This is a genomic window from Ignavibacteriales bacterium, from assembly GCA_026390795.1.
Lineage (GTDB): Bacteria > Bacteroidota > Ignavibacteria > Ignavibacteriales > Melioribacteraceae > Fen-1258.
The window spans coordinates 2538789-2555035 of record JAPLFG010000003.1 but is presented as its reverse complement, the minus strand read 5'-3'; the positions used below and the strand labels follow the sequence as shown (position 1 = coordinate 2555035).

General features: G+C 38.9%; 11 protein-coding genes, 2 tRNA genes and 2 rRNA genes. 5 read left to right on the top strand and 10 right to left on the bottom strand.

The genetic code is table 11. From position 1 onward, the window contains the following. The 4 genes from NTX65_14710 to NTX65_14695 form a co-directional block, all read right to left on the bottom strand. Positions 1–2905, bottom strand: a 23S ribosomal RNA gene (locus NTX65_14710); the annotation flags it as partial. Positions 2906–3012: 107 nt separating this feature from the next. Beyond that, a tRNA-Ala gene (locus NTX65_14705) sits at positions 3013–3085 on the bottom strand. Between the two features lie 41 nt (positions 3086–3126). Continuing rightward, positions 3127–3200, bottom strand: a tRNA-Ile gene (locus tag NTX65_14700). A 90-nt stretch (positions 3201–3290) separates the two neighbouring features. After that, positions 3291–4739 (bottom strand): 16S ribosomal RNA (locus NTX65_14695). Between the two features lie 480 nt (positions 4740–5219). On the opposite strand from NTX65_14695, the gene NTX65_14690 reads away from it, so the two are divergent. Genes NTX65_14690 through dprA form a run of 3 tightly spaced genes read left to right on the top strand, consistent with a single transcriptional unit; the run spans position 5220 to position 6898 of the window. Beyond that, positions 5220–5480, top strand: a complete 261-nt coding sequence (locus tag NTX65_14690) for a hypothetical protein (GenBank protein ID MCX6170591.1) — start codon at positions 5220–5222, stop codon at positions 5478–5480. Further along, on the top strand, positions 5481–5759 hold the full coding sequence (locus NTX65_14685) for a EutN/CcmL family microcompartment protein (GenBank protein MCX6170590.1): 279 nt from the start codon (positions 5481–5483) through the stop codon (positions 5757–5759). 17 nt (positions 5760–5776) lie between these two features. Continuing rightward, entirely contained in the window at positions 5777–6898 is a 1122-nt protein-coding gene (gene dprA, locus NTX65_14680; GenBank protein ID MCX6170589.1) for a DNA-processing protein DprA, read from the top strand. On the opposite strand, the gene NTX65_14675 is transcribed toward dprA, so the two are convergent. The 6 genes from NTX65_14675 to NTX65_14650 form a co-directional block, all read right to left on the bottom strand. Beyond that, complete coding sequence (locus NTX65_14675) at positions 6895–8190, bottom strand: replication-associated recombination protein A (GenBank protein MCX6170588.1); 1296 nt, start codon at positions 8188–8190, stop codon at positions 6895–6897. The two genes, dprA and NTX65_14675, sit on opposite strands and share 4 nt — an antisense overlap. A gap of 8 nt (positions 8191–8198) precedes the next feature. Continuing rightward, positions 8199–8489: a septum formation initiator family protein gene (locus tag NTX65_14670; protein MCX6170587.1), complete on the bottom strand. Its 291-nt coding sequence runs from the start codon at positions 8487–8489 to the stop codon at positions 8199–8201. Then, the gene (locus NTX65_14665) at positions 8486–9490 is read right to left on the bottom strand and encodes a D-alanine--D-alanine ligase (GenBank protein MCX6170586.1); all 1005 of its coding nucleotides are present in this window, start codon (positions 9488–9490) and stop codon (positions 8486–8488) included. The genes NTX65_14670 and NTX65_14665 overlap by 4 nt, the downstream gene beginning before the upstream one ends. Before the next feature lie 63 nt (positions 9491–9553). Continuing rightward, positions 9554–10588, bottom strand: coding sequence for a Gfo/Idh/MocA family oxidoreductase (locus NTX65_14660; GenBank protein ID MCX6170585.1), 1035 nt, complete (start codon positions 10586–10588; stop codon positions 9554–9556). Between the two features lie 10 nt (positions 10589–10598). After that, on the bottom strand, positions 10599–11552 hold the full coding sequence (locus NTX65_14655) for a methylenetetrahydrofolate reductase (protein MCX6170584.1): 954 nt from the start codon (positions 11550–11552) through the stop codon (positions 10599–10601). A gap of 65 nt (positions 11553–11617) precedes the next feature. Continuing rightward, positions 11618–14083: a penicillin acylase family protein gene (locus NTX65_14650; GenBank protein MCX6170583.1), complete on the bottom strand. Its 2466-nt coding sequence runs from the start codon at positions 14081–14083 to the stop codon at positions 11618–11620. 117 nt (positions 14084–14200) lie between these two features. Here NTX65_14650 and rmuC point away from each other — a divergent pair, with 117 nt between their 5' ends. Next, positions 14201–15487, top strand: coding sequence for a DNA recombination protein RmuC (gene rmuC / locus NTX65_14645; GenBank protein ID MCX6170582.1), 1287 nt, complete (start codon positions 14201–14203; stop codon positions 15485–15487). A gap of 39 nt (positions 15488–15526) precedes the next feature. Beyond that, on the top strand, positions 15527–16078 hold the full coding sequence (locus NTX65_14640; GenBank protein MCX6170581.1) for a hypothetical protein: 552 nt from the start codon (positions 15527–15529) through the stop codon (positions 16076–16078). The last annotated feature ends 169 nt before the right edge of the window (positions 16079–16247 follow it).

Sequence of the window (16247 nt, the reverse complement as noted above, 5' to 3'; positions counted from 1 at the left end):
ACCTTACGGTCCGGGAGAGCTATTCTTGAGGTCGGCTTCCCGCTTAGATGCTTTCAGCGGTTATCCGGTCCGAACATGGCTACCCGGCGCTGCGCCTGGCGGCACAACCGGAACACTAGCGGTTCGTCCATCCCGGTCCTCTCGTACTAGGGACAGCTCCTCTCAACTCTCCTACGCCCACACCAGATAGGGACCAAACTGTCTCACGACGTTTTAAACCCAGCTCACGTACCGCTTTAATTGGCGAACAGCCAAACCCTTGGGACCTTCTTCAGCCCCAGGATGCGATGAGCCGACATCGAGGTGCCAAACCTTACCGTCGATATGAACTCTTGGGTAAGATCAGCCTGTTATCCCCGGCGTACCTTTTATCCTTTGAGCGACGGCATTTCCACTCACTACCGCCGGATCACTAAGTCCTGCTTTCGCATCTGCTCGACCTGTATGTCTCGCAGTCAAGCTCCCTTATGCCTTTGCACTCGACGCATGATTACCAACCATGCTGAGGGAACCATTGAGAGCCTCCGTTACAATTTGGGAGGCGACCGCCCCAGTCAAACTACCCGCCTAACACTGTTCCTAACCCAGATTCATGGGTTGAGGTTAGAATCCAGATAAAACAAGGGTGGTATTTCACAGTTGACTCCACCGAAGCTAGCGCCCCGGTTTCAAAGTCTCCCACCTATTCTACACATGCTTTATCCGAACCCAATGTTAGGGTGCAGTAAAGGTGCACGGGGTCTTTCCGTCCATATGCGGGTAACCGGCGTCTTCACCGGTACCACAATTTCACCGAGCCCGTGGTTGAGACAGTGCCCAAATCGTTACACCATTCGTGCAGGTCGGAACTTACCCGACAAGGAATTTCGCTACCTTAGGACCGTTATAGTTACGGCCGCCGTTTACTGGGGCTTCGGTTCAAAGCTTCGCTTGCGCTAACCTCTTCCCTTAACCTTCCAGCACCGGGCAGGTGTCAGTCCCTATACATCGTCTGAATTGACTTAGCAGAGACATGTGTTTTTGTTAAACAGTCGCTTGGGCCATTTATCTGCGGCCTCTTTCAGCTAGACTCGCGGGAGTTTCACTTACTTGAGGCACCCCTTCTTGCTAACTTACGGGGTTAATTTGCCGAGTTCCTTAACCACGGCTCACTCGAGCGCCTTAGAATATTCATCCCATCTACCTGTGTCGGTTTGCGGTACGGACTGATACAAATCTCCCGCACGAAGATTTTCTCGACAGTCTGCTTAGGATCAGTTTGTGTCCAAAGGACTCCCGTTCGTACCTCGGTGTTAAGAGAATGCGGATTTGCCTACACTCTCCACCTACATACTTAGACCACCTAATCCAACAGGTGGCTGATCTTTCACTACTGTGTCTCTCCTTACGGTCAAACGATTTACACCAGGTACAGGAATTTTGACCTGTTTTCCATCACCTACGCCTTTCAGCCTCGGCTTAGGGTCCGACTAACCCTGAGATGACTAACATTGCTCAGGAAACCTTAGATTTTCGGCGACACGATTTTTCATCGTATTTATCGTTACTAATGCCTACATTTGCTTTTCTATTCGCTCCAGCATGCCTCGCGACACACCTTCAATGCAGAATAGAATGTTCCTCTACCGCTCCAATAAATTGAAGCCCATAACTTCGGCAAGTAGTTTAAGTCCCGGGTATTGTCGACGCTAAGTCGCTTGACTAGTGAGCTATTACGCACTCTTTAAATGAATGGCTGCTTCTAAGCCAACATCCTAGTTGTCTAAGCAACTTAACATCCTTTATCTGTTAACTACTATTTGGGGGCCTTAGTTGATGATCTGGGTTGTTTCCCTTTTGGCAATGAAGCTTATCCCCCACTGCCTGACTGCCGAGAAACATGTATAAGGAATTCGGAGTTTATCTGGGTTTGGTACCGTTGTGACAGCCCTAGCCCAATTAGTGCTCTACCTCCTTTACACTTTTACTCGACGCTAGCCCTAAAGCTATTTCGAGGAATACGAGCTATCTCCGAGTTTGATTGGTCTTTCGCTCCTACCCTTACCTCATCCAAGCGGTTTTCAACCCACACTAGTTCGGACCTCCATGAGGTTTTACCCTCACTTCATCCTGGACAAGGGTAGATCACCCGGTTTCGCGTCTAGCGCCCGTTACTAAATCGCCCTATTCAGACTCGCTTTCGCTACGGCTTCTTAGCTTAGCTAATTAACCTTGCAACGGACGACTAACTCGTAGGCTCATTATCCAGAAGGCACGCTGTCATAGAACCGAAGTTCCACTCCAACTGCTTGTAAGCATATGGTTTCAGGTACTATTTCACTCTCCTGTTAGGAGTACTTTTCACCTTTCCCTCACGGTACTTATGCACTATCGGTCACAAAGGAGTATTTAGCCTTAGGAGATGGTTCTCCTAGATTCACACAGACTTCCACTTATTCCGTGTTACTAGGGAATGTTTTCAAAGAAGCTATAATATTTTCACCTACGGGACTATCACCCTTTATAGTTAAACTTTCCAGAATATTCAGTTAATAATATAGTTTTTGACTTCTCGACTTATTCGTAATTCAGTCCGAAAACATCCCACAACACCAACAACACAACGGTTACGTCCTTTAACATGTTGAATGGTTTTGGCTGTTTCCCTTTCGCTCGCCACTACTCAGGAAATCACTATTGTTTTATCTTCCTCCAGGTACTTAGATGTTTCAGTTCTCTGGGTTTGCTTTACTCATCCTATGAATTCAGATGAGAATTTCTCAACATTACTTGAGAAGGGTTGCCCCATTCGGAAATCCACGGGTATTAGGTTGCTTCCACCTCACCGTGGCGTATCGCCGGTAACTGCGTCCTTCATCGCCTCTTTGTGCCAAGGCATCCACCATATGCCCTTAATAACTTAGCCAAAAAAATTTTTATCACAAGATAGATGTTATTTTTTTACTAGACTCAGTGAAATTATTTTACAATAATTTCTACTCTTTCAATCTTTCAAAGAACAAAAAAAACTAGTGGAGCTAAACGGGATCGAACCGTTAACCTCCGCCTTGCAAGGGCGGCGCTCTCCCAATTGAGCTATAGCCCCAGAATTTCTTCTGGGTGTGTTATAGTTATACGCACCCTAAGTGGGCCTGAGTAGAGTTGAACTACTGACCTCACGCTTATCAGGCGTGCGCTCTAACCAACTGAGCTACAGGCCCGTGATTATCTCACAGCAGCCAGAGCTGCTCAGGAAAAAAAAGAGTGAGTAACTAAGAATCAATAGTAGTTTAATGTTGAATTCTCTTTAGAAAGGAGGTGATCCAGCCGCACCTTCCGGTACGGCTACCTTGTTACGACTTAGCCCCAGTCACCGGTTTTACCTTAGACAGCTCCTTCCTTGCGGTTAGGTCACTGGCTTTGGGTACCCCCGGCTTCCATGGCTTGACGGGCGGTGTGTACAAGGCCCGGGAACGTATTCACCGCGGCGTGCTGATCCGCGATTACTAGCAATTCCAGCTTCATGGAGTCGAGTTGCAGACTCCAATCCGAACTGAGGACGCCTTTTAGGGATTGGCTCCACCTTGCGGCTTGGCAACCCGTTGTAGCGCCCATTGTAGCACGTGTGTAGCCCTAGACGTAAGGGCCATGCTGACTTGACGTCATCCCCACCTTCCTCACTACTTGCGTAGGCAGTCCCATTAGAGTGCCCAGCATAACCTGATGGCAACTAATGGTAGGGGTTGCGCTCGTTGCGAGATTTCAAGCCTAGGTAAGGTTCTTCGCGTTGCATCGAATTAAACCACATGCTCCACTGCTTGTGCGGGCCCCCGTCAATTCCTTTGAGTTTCAACCTTGCGATCGTACTCCCCAGGTGGAATACTTAATGCGTTAGCTGCGGCACTGGATACTAATGCATCCAACACCTAGTATTCATCGTTTACAGCGTGGACTACCAGGGTATCTAATCCTGTTTGCTCCCCACGCTTTCGCGCCTCAGCGTCAGTTACGGACCAAGAAGCCGCCTTCGCCACTGGTGTTCTTCCAGATATCTACGTATTTCACTACTACACCTGGAATTCCGCTTCTCTCTTCCGAACTCAAGATATGCAGTATCAAAGGCAGTTCTGCAGTTAAGCTGCAGGCTTTCACCTCTGACTTACAAACCCGCCTACACGCCCTTTACACCCAGTAAATCCGGACAACGCTTGCCCCCTACGTATTACCGCGGCTGCTGGCACGTAGTTAGCCGGGGCTTCTTCTAAAGGTACAGTCAGACTATAATCCTTACGAAATATAGTTATTCGTCCCTTTCAAAAGGAGTTTACAACCTTACGGCATTCATCCTCCACGCGGCGTTGCTGGGTCAGACTTTCGTCCATTGCCCAATATTCCTCACTGCTGCCTCCCGTAGGAGTCTGGACCGTGTCTCAGTTCCAGTGTGGCTGATCATCCTCTCAGACCAGCTACTGATCGTTGCCTTGGTAGGCTATTATCCTACCAACTAGCTAATCAGCTGCAAGCTTATCCATAGGAGTTACATTGCTGCAACTTTAACAACATCACCATGTGGTGCCGCTGCATTATTTGGTATTAGCGCCGATTTCTCGAAGTTATTCCAAACCCATGGGTAAATTACTTACATATTACTCACCCTTGCGCCACTTTACTAGAGATATTGCTACCTCATTCTCGTAGACTTGCATGTGTTAGGCACGCCGCCAGCGTTCGTCCTGAGCCAGGATCAAACTCTCCGTTGTAGAGTTTGTAAAAATTTTGAATCAACAAAGCTAAACTACTAAAGAATTTCTTTAGTCACTCACTCTATCAAAGAACTTAATTAAACGTGGATGTCAAACTTATACTTATTTTTTTCTTTTGTCAAGATTTTTTTGAAAAACTTATAAAAAAATCTTTTTTTATAACAACTGCTTTTTTAATGGGCCGTAAATTTACGTCAACAATTTGTACTTTGCAAATTAATTAATGAAAATAAATGAAATTATTGTAATTATTATTAATTCTCTTTTATTATTAATCGTTCTAAAATAATGTGAATTATGCATTGTCAGCAAGGGTTAAATAAGAAATATATATTGTTATCAACTACCCTGATACAGATTTATATCTTAGGTTTTTTAAATGAAAGTTAATTATTTTGACGGTGGATTCTAAAAAGGTTTACAAACAAATTGAAAATTAATGGTTACTAACTTTGAGTAAATTAAAATTGAGGTGAAATGTCTAAACCAATAAAAAATATAAAGGATCAGAAAAAACTTACAAAATCACCATTCACTGATTACTGGCAAAAGACGAATTATTCTTTTTTGATTATTAGCCTGGTTGTTTTAATTATTGGATACTATTTCATGATGAATGGTGCTTGGAATAGCACATTATCCATGTCAGTTTCTCCAGTTGTTCTATTAATCGTTTATTTAATTCTAATTCCACTTTCTATTTTTCTAAAACCTTCATCAAAAAGAAAAGAGGAATAAGTGTTTCTCGCCAAAATTAAAGGGAATATTGTCTCAACTCCAAAAAATAAATTTTTGACTGGCCATAAACTCTTATTAGCGCATGAAGTTGACTTGAATTTCAAGATGATCGGGGATAAGGATTTGATTGCGCTCGATCTTGTCGATGCCGGTATTGGTGACAATGTTATTATCGTTCAAGAAGGTGATGCAGTTCAACAAATATTGGGGCATGGGAACGCACCGGTTAATACAATGGTGATTGCTGTTGTAGATAACCTCGAAATAGCAGAAGAATAATTTCACTACATAAAACTTTGTCTAAAATTACTTACGAAAATTTATCTTACCTTAAACTCTTACTTAATATTGAGGGCATTGGACCTCAAAAAATTTTCTCTCTTTTATCTCAATTCAGAGAATTCGAACCAATTCTTAAAGCTGATTTTAATGATCTATTACATGTTGAGGGAATTAGCAAAATTCTTGCAACAAAAATTCATACTTCTAAAAATAATTTGTTAAGAATTAAAGAAGAGTTAGAGCATGAATTAGATTCGCTTAAGAAAATTGGCGGAAAGTTAATTACATATTGGGACGAAAACTATCCAGATATTCTAAGAAAAATTTATTTTCCGCCATTAATCATTTATACATTAGGAAATTTCTCTGAGTATGATAAATATTCCGTTTCAATAGTAGGAACACGATTACCATCTCCCTATGGCAAGCTTCAAGCTGAAAAATTTTCTACGGGGCTCGCGAATAAAAACATTACCGTTGTAAGTGGTCTAGCAAGAGGAATTGATTCATTTGCCCATGAAGCGGCATTAAAAGCCGGAGGCAGAACTATAGCCGTGATAGGGACAGGATTGGATATTGTTTATCCTCCGGAGAATAAAAAACTATTTGAACAAATAAAGGAAAAAGGATTAGTCATTTCTGAGTTCGGACTTGGAACAAAACCAGACGCACAGAATTTTCCGCGGAGAAACAGAATTATTTCCGGTTTATCGCTTGGAACATTGGTAATTGAGACAAAACTAAATGGCGGGGCAATGCAAACTGCGGCTTATGCGCTTGATCAGAATAGAGAAGTTTTTGCTATTCCCGGAAATATTAACATTAATCAAAGTGAAGGTCCAAATAAATTGATTCAAAACGGCGAGGCTAAATTGGTGACATCTATTGAAGACATTTTACTCGAGTTGCAATTACAATTAAAACCTGAAATTGGAAAAAATATTCCTATGCCTAGTGTTGAATTAAACCTGTTTGAAGAAAAACTTATAAATGTAATAAACACGGAGCCGAAACAAATTGATGAAATCGCAACTATTTCTTCAATGAGTACTGCCGACTGTCTAGTGAATTTGTTGACTTTGGAATTCAAAGGATTGGTGAAACAATTGCCTGGTAAAATGTTTGTCCGATGTTAATATTTTTTTCTATCCTTCCATAAACTTTTTAATCTTTCTTTAATTGTTTTTTCATTTCCATTTTCAGATGGAAGATAATATTGTTTCTCCTTTAACTCTTCCGGCAAATAATTTTCGGCTATAAAATTATTATTGAACGAATGGGGATATTTATACTCTTTTCCGTAATTCAATTCCTTCATCAATTTGGTTGGGGCATTTCTGAGATTTAACGGGACTTGATATTGTGGCAAATGTCTAACATCGCCAAGAGCAGTATCAATTGCCATGTATGCAGAATTGCTTTTGGGAGACGATGCAAGATACGTCGCACACTGCGACAAAATTATTCTCGCTTCGGGCATTCCAATCTTATGAACCGCACTAAATGCCGCTTCAGCCAACAGCAATGCATTCGGCGACGCATTACCAATATCTTCTGATGCAAGCACAACCATTCTGCGGGCAATGAATAATGGATCTTCTCCTCCTTCCAGCATTCTTGCCATCCAATAAACTGCTGCATCCGGATCAGAACCTCTGATGCTTTTTATAAATGCAGAAATTATATTGTAGTGTTCTTCACCGGCTTTATCATAAAGAATATTTTTCCGCTGAATTACATTTTCAATTACTTCCTTAGTTATTTTTATTTCATCTTTTTCTATCTCTTGACTAACTGAGGCTTCTAATATATTCAGCAATATTCTCGCATCTCCTCCTGATACGAAAAAAAGAAAATCTGAATCCACATAAATTAAATTTTGTGATTTGAGAAATTCATCTTTAGTTAATGCGTAATTGAGAATGTTTTGAAGATCATTCTTAGAAAGTTCTTCAAGAACAAAAACCCGAACGCGAGAACGTAAAGCGGGAATAACTTCAAACGAAGGATTTTCAGTTGTAGCACCTATCAGGATAATTTCGCCACTCTCAACAGAAGAGAGCAAAGCATCTTGCTGAGCTTTGTTGAAGCGGTGTATTTCATCAATAAAAAGAATTGTACGTTTGAAATGAAGAAGATTTTGTTTTGCTAAATCGATTATCTGGCGGATATCTTTAACGCCGGAAGAAACTGCATTTATCTGGTAAAAGTCAGAGTTGGTTGATTCCGAGATAATTTTGGCAAGTGTTGTTTTGCCGGTTCCGGGCGGTCCCCACAGAACAATCGAACTAAGCGAATCCGAATCAATCATTGTCCTAAGAGGCTTGCCAAGACCAACCAACTTTTCCTGCCCTTGAAATTCATCCAAGGTCTTTGGCCTGCACCTTTCGGCGAGAGGTATCGCGGGAGATTTAATTTTTTCTTTCACGTATAGACCTAATTCTCATCAATCTTGAATGCTTTCTCATTCTTCTTCATCATATCAAATTTTTCGCGGGCAACTTTTTCAATTTTTGTCTTGCTGGTTTTTAAAGAATCTATTTCGGCATCAAGTGCTTCAATTCGTTCTTCTGCTTTTCTAATATCTTCGTTAAGTACTCTCAATTCATTTTTCATTTTTAAAAATTTCAAAAAGCCATTTTCATTAAACAACAAGAATGAAAGAGTGGCTAAAAATATGACTGCAAGAAAAATGCGAATGAGAAGTTTATAATTAATCGTTTTCATGAAAGAGAATTTTTAATAATCCGGTCGATTAAATCTTCAAAACTGATTCCGGCGGCTTTTGCCATTTTAGGTACAAGTGAAGTACTTGTCATACCGGGAAGAGTATTTACTTCAAGACAGTAAGATTTAAAATCATTCGTGACCCTAAAATCGATACGCGCATAACTTTCACATCCGATGGAATTAAATGCAAGTAAAGCCTGGTGCTGCAAATGCTCGGCAACTTTTTGAGGAATCTCAGCTGGTACGACATAATCTGTTCGCCCTTGAGTATATTTATTTTCGTAATCATAGAATCCGCTCTTTGGTTTTATTTCTAAAACCGGCAGCGCACGTTGATCAATAACAGCAATCGTCAATTCGTGTCCGGGGATATATTCTTCAACTAAAACTTTTTTAGAAAATTGCTGGGCTTTTGTAACTGCTTGAGATACTTCCACATCACCCCGGCAGATTGTTAATCCGATCGTAGAACCTTCATCGTTAGGTTTGATGACACAAGGATAGCCAAAGAATTTTTTGATTTTTGTTTTCATAAGTTCGAAATCAGAATCATTTTGATTTACAACAAACCAGCGCGGTGTATTTACATCAAAGTGCTGAAACATAACCTTTGCCATTGATTTATCCATTGCAAGTGAACTGGCAAGAATTTTTGAACCGGTATATTTTATGCCGCGGAGTTCCAGAAGAGATTGAAGCGCTCCATCTTCTCCCCACTTTCCGTGAAGTCCGATAAACGCAACATCAACATCATCAAACATTGTAGAATTAATTGCTTCAACAAAATTTCTATTTGTTCTTTCTGTAAAATCTTTCTCTTCAAAAAATTTTTCAATCTCTTTTGGCTGATTCAAACCGAATGCCGGGTCTATTACTTTTACTTTATAACCGAGATCATATAATGCTTTAAGAATTGATTTCCCAGTGTTCTTCGAAACTTCTCTTTCAGGTGACGTTCCGCCAACCAGAAGTGCAACATTGATATTGTTGTTCGACATTTAGTTTCTCAAAATGTTTTGAATGGCAAGGCTTACAACAAAGATAAAATTCTTTACTTAAATTTATATAAGATTTTCTTTAACTTTTTCAAGACTGCATTGCTTTTCAATTTTTTCTATTAAGCGAATATTAGTTAATCCGTCTTCGCATGTAACAAGTGGTGCTTCATGTTTAATAAATGTTCTTTGAACCGACCTAATTAAGAATAATAATTTATTGGTTCTCTTCCGAAAAACTTTTTTTGCCTCACCTTGAAGATCTATAATTAATTTTGTTGCAAGATGTCTCTTGCCCAAAAAATTCTCAATAGCAATTGAGCCGTTACAACCCAAAATCTCAATTCGATTATGTGCCTTCTTTGCATTGTACGAAATGTTGAAATACCCGTAGCCGCTATTTTTAAATTTTACGAGAGCCGATGCAAAATCTTCAACCTCACTTTTGTAAATTATGTTATCCATAAAAGCTTTTACTTCCATAATCTCACCGCCGAAGTAAGCAAGCATATCAATCATATCGGAACCGAGATCTCGTAATACACCGCCGCCGCTTAAATCTTTTTTAAATCTAAAATTATTATCAGGTGCGTAATCAATATTGTATGAAGCCGAGATTGAAACAATTTTACCAAGCATCTGCTTATCGATTAATTCTTTTGCTTTTTGTACCAGGGGATGAAAACGGTGTAGATGATTAATTACAAGTATTACATTGTTTTCCTTACAGACTTGGACAATTTCTTCTGCTTGAGATGAATTTAACGTGATTGGCCGTTCGCATAAAATATTTTTCCCCGCTTTTGCAGCTTTAAGTATTTGCCAAAAATGATCTGAGTTAATACTAGAGATGTAAACTGCTTTAATATCGCTCCTAAGAAAAGCATCAAAATCATTAAATGCATTAGGTGCACCAAACTTGTTAGCAATATTATTGGCACGTGTTAGATCGTGACTATAAGCAGAAATTAATTTGCTGCGTTGGGCTAACTGCAATGCGGGAAGAAATGAATTCTCCGCAAAACTGCTGCAGCCTGCTACTCCCCATTTTAATTTACGAGTAATTGCATCTGAAAATTTTAGCCTGGTTGAATTGATCATTTTATCTAACTCAAATTTTTAGTTTTTTCATGAGCATTTTCATTGGAGAAGAACTTTGCATAATGTAAAAATGGATTGCCGGAACATTTTTATTCAATAATTCTTCAACTTGTTTCGCAGTCCAATTAACTCCTATCTCAGTTATATGCTCTGGTTTAGCAGATTGGATTTCATCGGCAAGTTCTTGCGGTATGTCGATATAAAAATTCTTAGGTAAAGATTTTACGTGCGCTTGAGATGTAATAATTTTCAATCCCGGAATAATTGGAACTGTAATTCCTTCTTTCCGGCATAAATCAACGTAATCAAAGTATGCTTTGTTATTATAAAACATTTGTGTAACAATGTATGAAGCACCCGCATCAACTTTTGCTTTCGTGTTTCTAATATCTGTTAAAAGATTCGGCGCTTCATAATGTTTTTCCGGATAGCCGCTTGTACCGACACAAAAATTCATCGGCTGAGCATCCAACAATCCTTCTTCAAGATATTTTCCTTTGTTGATTGAGGAAAGCTGTTTAATTAAATCAACTGCATATTCATTTATACTTCTGCCAAACTTAACCGGTTTTTTATAATCGCTGTCATCGCCACGTATTGCAAGGACGTTATCAATTCCTAAATAATGAAGTTCGATAAGAAAATCTTCCGTCTCTTCCCGAGTAAAGCCGGTACACAACACATGTGGGACTGCATCAATATTATATTTATTTTGAATCAGTGCGCAGATTCCGAGCGTTCCCGGACGTTTACGTTTTATCTTCATTTGCATTCCGCCCACAGCAGTCTCTTCGTAAACAACTTCTGCTGCATGACTTGTAATATCAATGAACGGCGGATTGTATTTTACGATGTCTTCAAGAACTTGTAAAAGCTGTTTAATATTACCGCCTCGTTTGGGAGGAATAATTTCAAAACTTATCAAAGTATCTTTAGCTTTTTCAAGATGTTCAATTACTTTCATTGGGGCTCATTTTGTTTGAGACGAATTTAATATTTTTTCAATTAACTTCTTCTTCGATTAATAATTTATTCAGGCAGCAGCCGCAATACTTGCTTTGACGATTTAATGAACTCTTCCTCTTTCAATGGAAGTTTAATATACTTTCCATTAAGCCACATATTGGTCATATCTTTGTAATGACTGCTCATAAAATGTCCCGACTCGCCTGTAGGCATTATATATTCAAGATGATCTGGGTCGGCAAAATCAAAAATGTAACGCATCGAAGGACCGAGAATATTTGAGTAAGGTTCGGAACGATGTGGTTTTGTTAATTCACGTGTCTGTTCAAACAATTCCGGGAATGAATATTCTGTATTAAAAATTGTGGTTCCGTCACCACCGATACTGAACGGACCGATATTTACAATATTATCGAGCAAAGGAGAAACATCATGAAACATATGTTTGAAAGTAACTTTATGAACATCTCCCCATTGCCAGTTTTTTATATCCATTCCGTAATTTTTTTCAAGATCAGAAAGCGCATCAACTAAACTTTTTCTTATAATAATGTTGCGGGTTTCAACTTGGCTGGTTCGTATGTCGTCAAAAAAAGAGGAATTATTTTCTTCCAACATTTTTGGAATAATCCGGTACGGAACATTCGCAATAAAAACATATTCTTTAAGAAGATCGTCTCCCATTTCATCTTCAAATATATTTTTAATTAGATATTGGAAGAAGCGAGTACAAATAGTGGGCACTTGACTTCCCGCATCCATTTTGAATCCCCAATTTTTAAATAGCTCAAGTGTAAGCAATAAATTCTTGTCTGTAACTTTCACACTATCAAATGCAGACATTATATAAGAAGTAAGTTTCTTTGCGTAGGGCGAGACAAAATCATTCTGATATTTTTTGAAATCTTCTTTTGATTGAATTGGTTTTGAGTTAAGCAGTTCGGTAATTCTTTCTATGCGGGATGACGGTTCCCAAATATTTGAAATATGATACATGAAATTTTGTATTGTCTTATTGTTGGCTGATGCAATAAAATTTTGCGATGGATTAAATAACTTCGGCATCTCTTCATATGGAACAAATCCTTTCCAATCATTTGCATCTGTTGTACCGTCATTAATCAATGTTGAACTGTTGGAAGACCTAATTGGCAATTTTGCAGCACAGATGTATCCAATATTTCCATCTTTATCACCATAGACAAAATTTTGCCCCGGTACAGTAAAGTAACGAACCGCATTTTGGAATTCATTCCAATTTTTTGATTTATTGATAGACACTGCCGCAAACATTTCATCGCTAAATTCTTGCCCAGTCCATCGCATACTCATCTGTGCCGTTTTCACGCCCGTGTTTGGATACATTACTCTGAACGGATGGATATCCGTGATTATCGGCCCCCGATGAGTCCGTTTTATTTCATAAATCACACTTGATGAATCTTTAACGTGAATTGTATCTTTCTGAATAACCAACGGTTTCCAAATTCCGTTCAAAAAATAATTCTTTCCGGTTGAATCAATTTTCTCTACATAAAAATCGGCGTCGTCCGCCATAACATTTGTCATTGCCCAGGCTATATTCTGGTTTTTCCCAATTACAATTGCAGGCAAACCCGGAATAGTAAATCCTTCCGCGTTCCAATCGTTGCTTCGAATCATTGCCAGGAACCACCTTCCAGGTGCAGTGAACGCTAGATGAGGATCGTTAGCAATTATCGGTTTACCGGATGCCGACATTTTGCCGTTAACAATCCAGTTGTTTGAACCGATGTGTGTACCGACGAAGCCGGTTAAATTTCTAAATTGCTGGTCCACTTTCATTAAGTCATTTGTTATTGCAGCAAAACTTTTAATATCAGATGGAATTATAGTTGGAGAGTTCTCTGGAAAATCCGGTATTAATTCTTTCGCTTTTTCATCGCCAAATTTTTGAACCAATTGCGAAAAAGTAATATCTGTCCACCAGCTTATATTTAATTCCCATCCCATTAGTTTTGCAATCATCAAACTGTGTTCGGGCTTCCATGGATAAGGATCGTAACCGAGCACATCGAATTCAACGGGATAATTTCCCTTTGCTTCATTAATAAAAGCATTTACTCCTTTCGAATAAGCTTCCAATATTTTTTTTGAGACCGGATTCAGTTTATCATAATTTTCTTTAACGATTTTATAAATGCCGGCTGTCCTAAACATTTGATCGATCGGGATTGTTTTGGCTCCTAAGACTTCGCTTAGGCGTCCCTCTCCCGCTCTGCGTGCGATATCCATCTGGAACAAACGCTCCTGAGCATGAACGTAACCTAGAGCAAATGCGGCGTCTTCATCGTCTTCGGCTTTAATCATCGGGACAGCGTATCCATCACGGTAAATTTCTACATCAGCACGCAATCCTTTAACTTTTTTCTCACCTTCATATTGAGGTAAAGATTTTTTGAGCATGTAATAAGAAAGAGAAAAAACCACGAGAATTACTATTGCCAACGATGCTAAAATGCCAATTAATATTTTTTTCCATCTCTTCATTATTGTTTTCCAAGAATTGCTTTCTAAATTTAATGAATAATTGATTTGCTGAATAACAAAATATTTGATAAATAAGCCGTGGCAATTCTACTCAACTCCTAATTATATGGTAAAATTATGAATGAAATCTCGATCATCCTCGCAATTGTGACTTTAATCTCAGTTATTATTTTCTTTTTTATAATTAACAAAAAACTATCAACCGGCGGTCAAAGTGAGATTAAGGATGGGTTTGAAAAAATGGACCGGTCGTTCCGGGATGAAATTGCTCGCAACAGAGAGGAATCATCAAAGAATGCAAAATCACAACGAGAGGAAGTTAATGAGTCAATATTAAAACTCGGTGAGCAGATTTCTTCAACCATCGGAGAAATATCAAAAGGACAAAAAAATCAGCTTGATATATTTGCGAAACAGATGAATTCACTTACACAGATGAATGAACAAAAATTTGATAAGCTGCAGGAGAAAGTTGAATCCCAGCTAAAAGAAATTCAGGATAAGAATGAAAAGAAATTGGAAGAGATGCGTCATACGGTTGATGAAAAATTACACGATACTTTGGAAAAGCGTCTCGGTGAATCATTTAAATTAGTTAGCGATCGGCTTGAACAAGTCTATAAAGGATTAGGAGATATGCAGGAACTTGCCCGCGGAGTAGGCGATTTGAAAAATGTTCTCTCAAATATAAAAACTCGCGGTGGATGGGGTGAAATACAACTTGAAAATTTGATTGATCAGATCCTTACACGCGAACAATATGAAAAAAACGTTGCCACAAAAAAAGGAAGCAACGACCGTGTTGAAATTGCAATAAAATTACCGGGAAGGGATTTAACCAAAAGCGAAATTGTCTGGCTCCCAGTTGACGCAAAGTTTCCGGTGGAAGATTATCAGCGGCTGCTCGACGCTCAGGATTTGGCAAACATTGCAGCAATTAACGAAGCTAACAAAGCAATTGAAGCACGTATTAAAGGAGAAGCAAAAAAGATTGCCGAAAAATATCTTGATCCTCCTAATACAACAGATTTTGCAATTATGTTTTTACCAATCGAAGGATTATATGCCGAAGTATTACGCCGTCCCGGTCTTGCAGAATTTTTACAGCGGGAATACCGCGTTGTTGTCTCAGGACCTACGATTCTTGCAGCATTGTTAAACAGTTTGCAGATGGGTTTTAAAACATTAGCAATTGAAAAACGTTCAAGTGAAGTTTGGAAAATTTTAAGCATCGTAAAAAATGAATTTGGAAAATTTGGAGATGTTCTGGATAAAACGCAGAAGAAACTTCAGGAAGCCAGCAATACAATTGATGAAGCAGCTAAGTCGTCCAGAAAAATAGAAAGACAACTGAAAGATGTGCATGAATTGCCGACAAGTGCTGAACCTAATTTGATTGATTAAGTTTTCGAGAACCGTTTTTATTTAATAGTTCGAATTATTATGACGCTATTCCAAAATCAATATCGAATTGAATCGACGAGGCTAAATGGGTGGGATTATTCAAACCCGTGGTGGTATTATGTAACGATAAATTCCAAAGACCATACTGAATATTTCGGGAATATTGAAAGTGAAAAGATGGTCCAAAATAGAATGGGGCAAATTGCAGAAGAAGAATGGTTAAAGACAAAATTGATCCGATCGAATGTAGAACTTGATTATTTTGTTATTATGCCGAACCATCTTCATGGAATAATTATTATAACAAATAACAGTAAAGACGTTGCGCGCAACGTCTCTACAAATAACAAATTTTCTGAAATAACTCCAAAATTCGGTTCACTCTCAACAATTATACGTTCATATAAATCCGCAACTTCAAAAAGAATCCATGAAATTGGGTATCTCAAATTTTCATGGCAGCCACGTTTTTATGAGAGAATCATCCGTGACGAAAAAGAATTAAATAACATCAGAAGATACATTGAACAAAATCCATTAAAGTGGAACTTAGAAGAAAAAAAACATGACAACATTTGTGAATTGTCTTAGATGCAATTAATCATTTTGTATTGCAGAAACTGATTGAAACCATTTTATAATTTGAAACTAGTGTAACCTGACTATATATCACCATAGACAGAACATCATTCCGTCATTTACCGATAAATCACTGCAGTTCGCCGATTTTCTATCAAAAAACATATAACAACAACCTATC